This is a genomic window from Mesorhizobium sp. M1A.F.Ca.IN.020.04.1.1 (assembly GCF_003997315.1).
Taxonomy (GTDB): domain Bacteria; phylum Pseudomonadota; class Alphaproteobacteria; order Rhizobiales; family Rhizobiaceae; genus Mesorhizobium.
Map to the genome: position 1 here is coordinate 1 of NZ_RZSN01000200.1, position 9600 is coordinate 9600.

General features: G+C 66.3%; 6 protein-coding genes. 4 read left to right on the forward strand and 2 right to left on the reverse strand.

Annotation, left to right across the window (positions count from 1 at the left end; genetic code table 11):
- Positions 1-2643, forward strand: a 2643-nt coding sequence (locus EOA49_RS27415) for an efflux RND transporter permease subunit (protein WP_127243461.1), incomplete at its 5' end; no start/stop codon positions are given.
- Positions 2640-5858 (forward strand): efflux RND transporter permease subunit, encoded by a 3219-nt coding sequence (locus EOA49_RS27420; RefSeq protein WP_127243462.1) that lies wholly within the window; start codon positions 2640-2642, stop codon positions 5856-5858. The genes EOA49_RS27415 and EOA49_RS27420, both read left to right, overlap by 4 nt.
- A 298-nt stretch (positions 5859-6156) precedes the next feature.
- Here EOA49_RS27420 and EOA49_RS27425 read toward each other — a convergent pair whose 3' ends face one another.
- On the reverse strand, positions 6157-6447 hold the full coding sequence (locus EOA49_RS27425; protein WP_127241185.1) for a muconolactone Delta-isomerase family protein: 291 nt from the start codon (positions 6445-6447) through the stop codon (positions 6157-6159).
- A 116-nt stretch (positions 6448-6563) separates the two neighbouring features.
- Here EOA49_RS27425 and EOA49_RS27430 point away from each other — a divergent pair, with 116 nt between their 5' ends.
- A complete protein-coding gene (locus tag EOA49_RS27430) occupies positions 6564-7454 on the forward strand; it encodes a LysR substrate-binding domain-containing protein (RefSeq protein ID WP_127241184.1) in 891 nt (296 codons plus the stop codon).
- Positions 7455-7524: 70 nt separating this feature from the next.
- Here EOA49_RS27430 and EOA49_RS27435 read toward each other — a convergent pair whose 3' ends face one another.
- Complete coding sequence (locus tag EOA49_RS27435; RefSeq protein ID WP_066997348.1) at positions 7525-8136, reverse strand: TIGR00730 family Rossman fold protein; 612 nt, start codon at positions 8134-8136, stop codon at positions 7525-7527.
- Positions 8137-8252: 116 nt separating this feature from the next.
- Between EOA49_RS27435 and EOA49_RS27440 the strand changes: the two genes are divergently transcribed.
- The coding region (locus tag EOA49_RS27440) for a LysM peptidoglycan-binding domain-containing protein (RefSeq protein WP_127243463.1) at positions 8253-9600 on the forward strand (1348 nt) is incomplete at its 3' end.

The window sequence follows — 9600 nt, forward strand, 5'->3', positions numbered from 1 at the left end:
GTCGAGAACTATGCCGAGACGCGGCTGGCGCAAAAGATCTCGCAGCTTCCGGGCGTCGGGCTGGTCAGCATCTCCGGCGGCGAGCGGCCGGCCGTGCGCATCCGCGTAAAGCTCAAGGCGCTGGCCGCCATGGGGCTCAACATCGACGATCTGCGCACCACCATCGGCACGCTCAACGTCAACACGCCGAAAGGCAGCTTCGACGGGCCGGCGCGTTCCTACACCATCAACGCCAACGACCAGATCAGCGATCCCAAGACCTATGCGGATATGGTCGTCGCTTACCGCAACGGGGCGCCGGTCAGGCTGGGCGAGGTCGCCGATATCATAGAGGGGCCGGAGAACTCGAAGCTGGGCGCTTGGGAAAACCGCTCGCCGGCGATCCTGCTCAACATCCAGCGCCAGCCCGGCGCCAACGTCATCCGCGTCGTCGACTCGGTGAAGGCGCTGCTGCCACAGCTTCGCGCCGGCTTGCCGGCGGCGGTCACCGTCGAGCCGCTGACCGACCGCACGACCACCATCCGTGCCTCAGTCCATGACGTCGAGTTCGAGCTGGCGACGGCGGCGCTTCTGGTCGTGCTCGTCACCTTCCTGTTCCTGCGCAACATTCCGGCGACGATCATTCCGAGCCTGTCGGTGCCGCTGTCGCTGATCGGCACGTTCGCGGTCATGTATCTTTGGGGCTTCAGCCTCGACAATCTGTCGCTGATGGCGCTGACCATCGCCTCCGGCTTCGTCATCGACGACGCCATCGTCATGATCGAAAACATCTCGCGCTTCATCGAGCATGGCGACGATCCGGTCACCGCCGCGCTCGAAGGCTCGGCCCAGATCGGCTTCACCATCATCTCGCTCACCGTCTCGCTGATCGCGGTGCTGATCCCGCTTCTGTTCATGGGCGACGTCGTCGGCCGCCTGTTCCACGAATTCGCCATCACGCTTGCAATCGCCATCGTCATTTCGGCCATCGTCTCGTTGACGCTCGTTCCGATGATGTGCGCCAGGCTGCTCAAGCCGCCATCCGAACGCAGGCAGGGCTCGCTGGCGCGCGGCGCCGAGGCCGCCTTCGATGCCGTGGCCAACGGCTATGCCGCCGCCTTGCGCTGGGTGCTCGACCGTCAGGCGCTGACGCTGCTGGTCGCCGCAGCCACGCTTGCGCTCACCGTATATCTCTATGTTGTCATCCCGAAAGGCTTCTTCCCGGTTCAGGACACCGGCGCGATTTCGGCGGTCACCGAGGCCGCGGGCTCGGCCTCCTACGCCGACATGGCAGCGCACCAGCAGGCGCTCGCCGATGTCATCCTCAAGGACCCGGATGTCGCGAGCCTGTCGTCCTTCATCGGCGTCGACGGCCAGAACATGACCGCCAACAGCGGCCACATGCTGATCAATCTCAAGCCGCGCGACGAGCGCGCGGCCGATGCCAGCGCGATCATCCGGCGGCTGGCTCGGGAGACCGACGTCGTGACCGGCATCGCGCTGCACATGCAGCCGGTGCAGGACCTGAGCGTGGACTCCACCTCCAGCGCGTCGCAGTACCAATACGTTCTGCAGGATTCGGATCCGGCCGAGCTGGCGACCTGGACATCAAAGCTCACCGATAGGCTGGTGGCACTTCCCGAACTCGCCGACGTAGCCAGCGACAGCCAGCAGAGCGGGCTTGCGGTCGACATCACCATCGACCGAGCGACGGCGGCACGCTTCGGGATTACGCCAGCGACCGTCGACAACGCGCTCTACGATGCCTTCGGCCAGCGGATCATCTCGACCATCTTCACCCAGTCGAACGAATACCGCGTCATCCTTGAAGCCGACCCCTCGGTGGGACAGACGCCGGCTTCGCTCGGCTCGATCTACCTGCCGTCCTCCGGTTCCGGCCAGGTGCCGCTATCGGCGGTCGCCAGCATCACTGTCCGGCAGGCGCCGCTGCTGGTGAACCACCTTGCCCAGTTCCCGGCCGCGACCATCTCCTTCAATCTCGCGCCCGGCATCTCGCTCGGCGACGCCACCGCGGCGATCAGCAAGGCGGAACATGACATGCAGCCGCCCGCCGGCCTGGTCACCGGCTTCCAGGGCGCCGCGCTTGCCTTGCAAAGCTCGCTCTCCAACGAGCTGCTGCTGGTGCTCGCGGCAGTCGCCACCGTCTATGTCGTGCTTGGCGTGCTTTATGAGAGCTTCATCCACCCGCTGACGATCCTCTCGACGCTGCCCTCGGCAACCGTGGGCGCGCTGGTGGCGCTGATGCTCGCCGGCCACGATCTCGACGTGATCGGCATCATCGGCATCGTGCTCTTGGTCGGCATCGTCAAGAAGAACGCCATCATGATGATCGACTTCGCCCTGCAGGCCGAGCGCCTGCAGGGGCTGGACCCGCGCGAGGCGATTTACGAAGCCTGCTTGCTGCGGTTGCGGCCGATCCTGATGACGACGATGGCCGCGCTGTTCGGGGCGCTTCCGCTCCTGCTCGGCGGCCTTGCCGGCTCGGAATTGCACCAGCCGCTCGGCATCACCATCGTTGGCGGGCTGATCGTCAGCCAGGTGCTGACGCTCTTCACCACGCCGGTGATCTACCTTGCCTTCGATAGACTGACGCGGTCGGGGGCGCGTGAAGCGAGAGCGCCGGCCGGCGGGCTCACGCCGTGAACCTCTCCGCGCCCTTCATCGCCAGGCCGGTCGCCACGACGCTGCTGGCCATCGGATTGGCGGCGGCGGGCCTGATCGCATACGTCAATCTTCCCGTCGCGCCGCTGCCCAAGGTGGATTTCCCGACCATCTCGGTGCAGGCTTCGATGCCGGGCGCCAGCCCCGACACGATGTCGACCGATGTCGCGGCGCCGCTCGAACGGCATCTCGGCCAGATCGCCGGGGTTTCCGAGATGACGTCGCGCTCCGGCACCGGCTCGACCAATGTTGTGCTGCAATTCGACCTCGATCGGGACATCAACGGCGCCGCGCGCGATGTTCAAGCCGCCATCAACGCCGCGCGCGCCGACCTCCCGTCCGACCTGCGCAGCAACCCGACCTACCGCAAATACAATCCCGCCGACGCACCGGTGATGATCCTGGCGCTGACCTCGCGCACACTCACACCCGGTCAGCTCTACGATGCCGCCGCGACCGTGCTGCAGCAGCGCCTGTCCCAGGTCGAGGGTGTCGGCAATGTCGACCTCGGCGGCTCGTCGCTGCCCGCCGTTCGGGTGGAGCTCAATCCGGGGGCGCTGTTCCATTACGGCATCGGCCTGGAGGATGTGCGCGCCGCACTTGCCTCGGCCAATGCCCGCAGTCCGAAGGGCTTCGAGGAGGACGGCGCGCTCCGCTACCAGCTCTACACCAACGACCAGGCGAGCCATGCCGCCGACTATCGCGACCTGGTGATCGCCTGGCGCAACAGTGCGGCGGTGCGCCTCGCCGACATCGCAGATGTCGAGGACTCGGTCGAGGACGTGCGCAATCTCGGCCTCGCCAATGGCGTGCCGGCCGTGCTTTTGGTGCTCTATCGCGAGCCCAACGCCAACATCATCGACACGGTCGACCGCGTGCGCGCGCTGATCCCGACGCTGCAGGCTTCGGTGCCGGCGGATGCGCGCCTCAGCATCGCGTCCGACAGCAGCCTCACCATCCGCGGCTCGCTGCGCGACACCGAGCTGACGCTGGTGCTGGCGGTGCTGCTGGTCGTCTTCGTGGTGTTCTGCTTTTTGCGCGACTGGCGCGCGGCGCTAATCCCGAGCGTGGCGCTGGTCGTCTCGATCCTCGGCACCTTCGGAGCGATGTACCTGCTCGGCTACACGCTCGACAATCTGTCCTTGATGGCGCTCACCATCGCCACCGGCTTCGTCGTCGATGACGCCATCGTGGTGCTGGAAAACATCATGCGCCACATCGAGGACGGCATGCCGCGCGGCCGGGCGGCGCTGGTCGGCGCTCAGGAGGTCGGCTTCACCGTTCTGTCGATGAGCGCTTCTCTCGTCGCCGTGTTCCTGCCGATTCTGTTGATGGGCGGCATACTCGGCCGCCTGTTCCAGGAATTCGCCATGACCTTGTCGCTGGCCATCGCCATTTCGCTGGTGCTGTCGCTGACGGTGACGCCGATGATGTGCGCCCATTTTTTGCGCGCGGGTGCAGTCCGGTCGGAGCGCCGTTCCATCCTCGCCCGCTTCGGCGAAAGCGTCTTCGAGCGCGTCCGCGCCGGCTACGGCCGCTCGCTAGCCTGGTCGCTCGACAATGCCGAGGCGATGCTCATCATCCTGATCGCGGCCGTCGCGCTCAACGTCTACCTCTATACGATCGTGCCGAAGGGCTTCTTCCCGCAGCAGGACACCGGCGAGCTGATCGGCGGCCTGCGCGCCGACCAGGCCATTTCCTTCCAATTGATGCGGCAGAAATTCGAGCGGCTGGAGACGATCCTGAAGAGCGACCCGGCGGTGGCGAACGTCGTCGGCTATATCGGCGGCCGCCAGACCAACTCCGGCTTCGTCTATGTCAACCTGAAGCCGAAGGGCGATCGTGCGCCGCTGCAAGCGGTGCTGGGGCGGCTGCGCGCGCAGCTCAGGCAATTGCCCGGCGCGCAGCTCTTCCTCAACCCGCGCCAGGAGATCAGGGTCGGCGGCCGCCAGAGCCTCGCCACCTATCAATACACGCTGCAGGCCGATACGACCGCGGATCTCGACGAATGGGCGCCGAAACTCGTCGAATTGCTGAAACAGGCGCGGGAGCTAACCGACGTCAATTCGGACCGCGACGAGGCCGGGCTCGAAACCAACATCACCGTCGACCGCGAGAGCGCGGCCCGGCTCGGCCTGACGCCGGCGAGCATCGACAACACGCTTTACGACGCCTTCGGCCAGCGCCAGGTGTCGACCATCTTCAACGCCCGCAACCAATATCACGTGGTGATGGAAGTCGCGCCGCGCTATCTGCAGGATCCGAGCGCGCTCAACGGCATCTATGTCAGCACCTCGGGCGCGGCGGCGAGCGGCACGCAGAAGACCAACGCGCTGGCCGGCAGCCTGTCGGGCTCGCTGCAGAATCAGGCGACCAATGCGATCGCCGTCACCGGCCACGGCAGCGCCTCGAGCGGCGCCGCCGTCAGCACCTCGGCCGAGACCATGGTGCCGCTCGCCGCCTTCAGCACTTACGGTCCGGCGACCACGCCGCTTTCGGTCAACCACCAGGGCCACTTCGTCGCCACGACGATCTCGTTCAACCTTGCCGATGGCGCCACGCTCGGCGACGCCTCGGCGGCAATCGACCGCGCCATGGCGGAGCTGAAAATGCCGGTGTCGATCCACGGCTCGCTTGCCGGCACGGCACTCGCCTTCCGCTCCAACCTGCTCAACGAGCTTCTGCTGATCGCTGCCGCGCTCGCCACGATCTATGTCGTGCTCGGCGTGCTCTACGAAAGCTACGTGCACCCGATCACCATCCTGTCGACGCTGCCTTCGGCCGGCATCGGCGCGCTGCTCGCGCTCATCGTCACCGGCATGGAATTCGACGTGATCTCGCTGATCGGCATCATCCTGTTGATCGGCATCGTCAAGAAGAACGCCATCATGATGATCGACATGGCCTTGCAGGCCGAGCGCCAGGAAGGGCTTGCGCCGCGAGAAGCCATCCACCAGGCGAGCCTCCAGCGCTTCCGGCCGATCATGATGACGACCTTTGCGGCTTTGCTCGGCGCCTTGCCGTTGGCGCTCGAGACCGGCACTGGGGCGGAGCTGCGCCAGCCGCTCGGCATCGCGATCGTCGGCGGCCTCATCGTCTCGCAGCTTCTCACGCTTTACACCACCCCGGTCGTCTATCTCTATCTCGACCGGCTCAGCGCCCGCGGACCGACGCTGCGAGTGGCGCCGGCGGAGTGATCGGGCACCGCGACCTTTGAGTTGTTCGACCGCGCGAAGCGAAACAGTTCGGCCCGGCGCGCCTTCATCTCCCTCAACGCTACCCAACGCGCTTGATCGTGAGATCTGTGCTATCGCTTCGTGAACTGGCACGATGCTTCATCATCGGATGCGCCCTCGAAGGGCGCGACCAGTTCCTGCTCACCCGGCAATTGCCCAAGCGCTATACAGGGGCGTCGCGGGCGGGCCTTTTGCATCGCTTCTTTGGTCGCTCATAGGTGCTGCCGGGTGAGCGGCAGCACCTCTCTTCATCCCGGTCTCAACGCTTCGGGCCGAAGCCGGGATAGGGATTGAGCGGCACGATCGCCGCGATGTCCATCATTCCGGCCTCGACCAGCGGCAGGGTGGCGAGATGGCCGCGCACCTCCTTGTCGTCGGCAGCCTCGAACATCATGCCGCTGCCGGGGATGTCACCGCGGTTCCAGACCTGGCGCACGGCGCCTTGCGGATAGAGCGTGCGCCGCTGCTCGGCTTCGTCCGGAAGCAGCGGCGCGAAATCGCTATCGCTGAACTTTTCGGTGTTGCGGGTGAGAAGGGCAAAGAACTGCATGGCGGTCTCCTTTGTGGCCGGTTGATGCGGAAGATATCGCGCCGGCTGGTCAGACTGTCCAAGACTGATTAAGCTAAAGATCAGACCTTGAAGGACTTGAGTCATGGAGACGCAGAATGCTTGACCTGCGGCAGATCCGCTATTTCGTTGCCGTCGCCGAGGCCGGCAATGTCGGCCGTGCCGCCGAGCAGCTGCATATCTCGCAGTCGCCCTTGAGCCGGCAGATCATGCAGCTCGAGGAACAACTCGGCGTCACGCTGTTCGAGCGATCGAAGCAGCGCGTCCATCTCAACGCCGAGGGCAGGGCTTTCCTTGCCGAGGCGCGCGCTCTGCTCGTCAATGCCGTGCGGCTGGAGGAGCTCGGCCGCAAGCTTGCAAGCGGCGCGACCGGCAGCCTCGCCATCGGCTACGTCGAGGGGGCGGTGCATGCCGGGCTGATCGCCGCGATGCTCAGGGAATTCCGCCGCGAGCGGCCGGATTTTCATCTGCAACTGAGAAGCCGCCGCACGGCCGCGCAGTTCGAGGATCTGCGCCAGCGCGTGCTCGACCTCGGCTTCGTCTACGCGCCGGCGCCGCAAGGCGATCCGGATATCGAGAGCATGCTGGTGCGGCGCGAACCGCTGGTGCTGGCGATCCCCGAAGGCGATCCGCTTGTCGATGCGAGCGACATCAGGCCCCGCCATCTTGACGCCCGCGTCTGGATCACCGTCGTGCGCCAACCCGACGACACCAACCGCGCGCAGTTCCTGGCGGCCTGCATGGAGGCCGGTTTCGTGCCCGACATCGCCTACGAGACGGCCGATCCCTTGACCTCGCTCGGCCTGGTCAGCGCCGGGCTGGGCCTAGCGACGGTACAGGAAAGCCTGCAAAGCGCTGCGCCGGCCGGCATCGTCTTTCGCGACCTGCCATGGTTCAAGCGCAGCGTTGAAATCCATCTCGCCTGGCGGCGCAATGACCGGAGGGCGGTGATTGAGGATTTGAGGAGGACGGTGAGCGGTGAATGGTGAATAGCGAATGGTTGCTATCTGGCGGTGGACAGATTTCGGCTCACGCGATCCGCACTATTCACCATTCACCTTACATTTTGTCGATCACCGCCTGCACACCTTCCGTCGGCGCGTCGACCGACGAGCCCGCCACCATGATGGCGGCGACGATGGCCTCGGGGTCGTTGACCACCAGCGGCTTCACCCTATGTGCGGTGTGGATGAAGCCTTCGCCCGACATGTGCTCGATGAGCGCCAGCATCGGGTCCCAGAAGGCCTTGATGTTGGCGAACACGATCGGCTTGCGGTGATGGCCGAGTTGCGCCCAGGTCATGATCTCGACGATCTCCTCGACCGTGCCGATGCCGCCCGGCAGCGCCACGAAGGCGTCGGATTTCTCGAACATCCTGTGCTTGCGCTCGTGCATGTTGTCGGTGATCACCAGCTCGTCGAGCTTGTCGAGAGCGGTCTCGGTCGCCTCCTTGTTGATCAGGAAGCGCGGGATGATGCCGGTCACCTTGCCGCCGGCCTTGAGTGCCCCGTCTGCGACGGCGCCCATGATTCCCTTGGTGCCGCCGCCATAGATCAGGCGCAGGCCGGACTTCGCCAGCGAGCGGCCGAGCAGGTGGCCGGCCTTGACATAGGCCTCGTCGCGGCCCGGAGACGAACCGCAATAGACGCAGACGGATCGAATCGTGTTCATGTCATGATTGGTGATAGGGACGGTTGGCGCGGTCAAGCCCAAGGACGGGCTTTTTCTTGTGAGCTTGGTGAAAACACGCTAGACCGGCGTTAGGTGGCTAAGGGGCAGAAAAGATTATGGCTATCAATTCTTCCAAGGCGTTTTTGTTCGCGGCGGGCGGCGTTGCCGTCGTCGCGGCGGTCGCCTACGGGTCGGGCGCGCTCGACCCATACATCAACAAGCAGAATCCGCCGCAGGTCGCGTCGCTGCCGCAGGCAGGCACGAAGCCGGCCGAATCCTCAAGCACCTCCACCGAGGCGCGCGTACCGCAGGCGCAAGCCCCGGCCAATACAATGGCGCCGGCCAACAACACGATGGCGCCGGCCAACAAGATGGCGCCCGCCAACAATGCAACGGCGCCTGCCAACAACGCGACGGCCCCGGCGGAATCCGCCCCGGCCGCTCAGGCGCCGGCCGCCGCAGGACCCACGCTGCCAACCTTCGATGTCGTGCGCGTCGAAGGCAATGGCTCGATTGTCGTCGCCGGCAGCGCGGCGCCCAATGCCAAGGTCGAGGTCCTGAACGGCGGCACGGTGCTCGGCTCGACCGATGCCGGTCCCGATGGTGCCTTCGCCATCGTGCTCGACGATCCGCTGAAGCCGGGCGACTACACGATCACGCTGCGCTCGACCGCTGGCGGCGTCGCCGTCGCCTCGGCGCAGACCGCCGTCGTCTCGGTGCCGCAGAGCCCGACCGGCCAGGTGCTGGCGATGGTCGAGGAGCCCGGCAAGCCGTCCGAATTGCTGACTATTCCGCAGCCCGCGGCCAAGCCGGCGGCAACTGCCGCCACCGGTCAGGCAGCCGCCCCGGATCCGCAGGTCCCGGCCGCAACCGCGCCGGCGGCGTCTGCCCCGGCGGCGCCGCCGGCTGCAACGGCACCGGCAGCTACGGATCAGGCTTCGGCTCCCGCGACCCAGAACGCCGCCGCAGACGAACCGAAGATCGCCGTCGAGGCGGTTGAGATCGACGGCGGCAAGATCTTCGTCGCGGGCAGGGCCGATCCCGGCCGCAAGGTGCGCGCCTATGCCGACGATGTACTGCTTGGCGAGGCGAAAACTTCGCCTGACGGCCATTTCCTGATCGAGGCGGCGCGCGACATTCCGGTCGGCAACCACACCATTCATGTCGACGGCCTGGCCGACGACGGCGTCAAGGTCGTCGCCCGCGCCGCTGTCCCGTTCGAACGCGAGCCCGGCGAGTCGATTGCCGCCGTCGCGCCCAACCAGACCAAGCCCGCCGACAGCAAGCTCGCCCAGGGTGCGGGGTCCCAGCCCGCGGAGGCGAAGTCCGGGGCGGCCAATCCCGCCGAGACGACGGCGCCGGCCACCGCTACCGACGAAGCGGGCAAGCCCGCCGCGACCGCCGACACGTCGGCCGCAGGATTCGCTTCGGCGACCTCGGCCGACGTGCCTGAAACCATGGCGC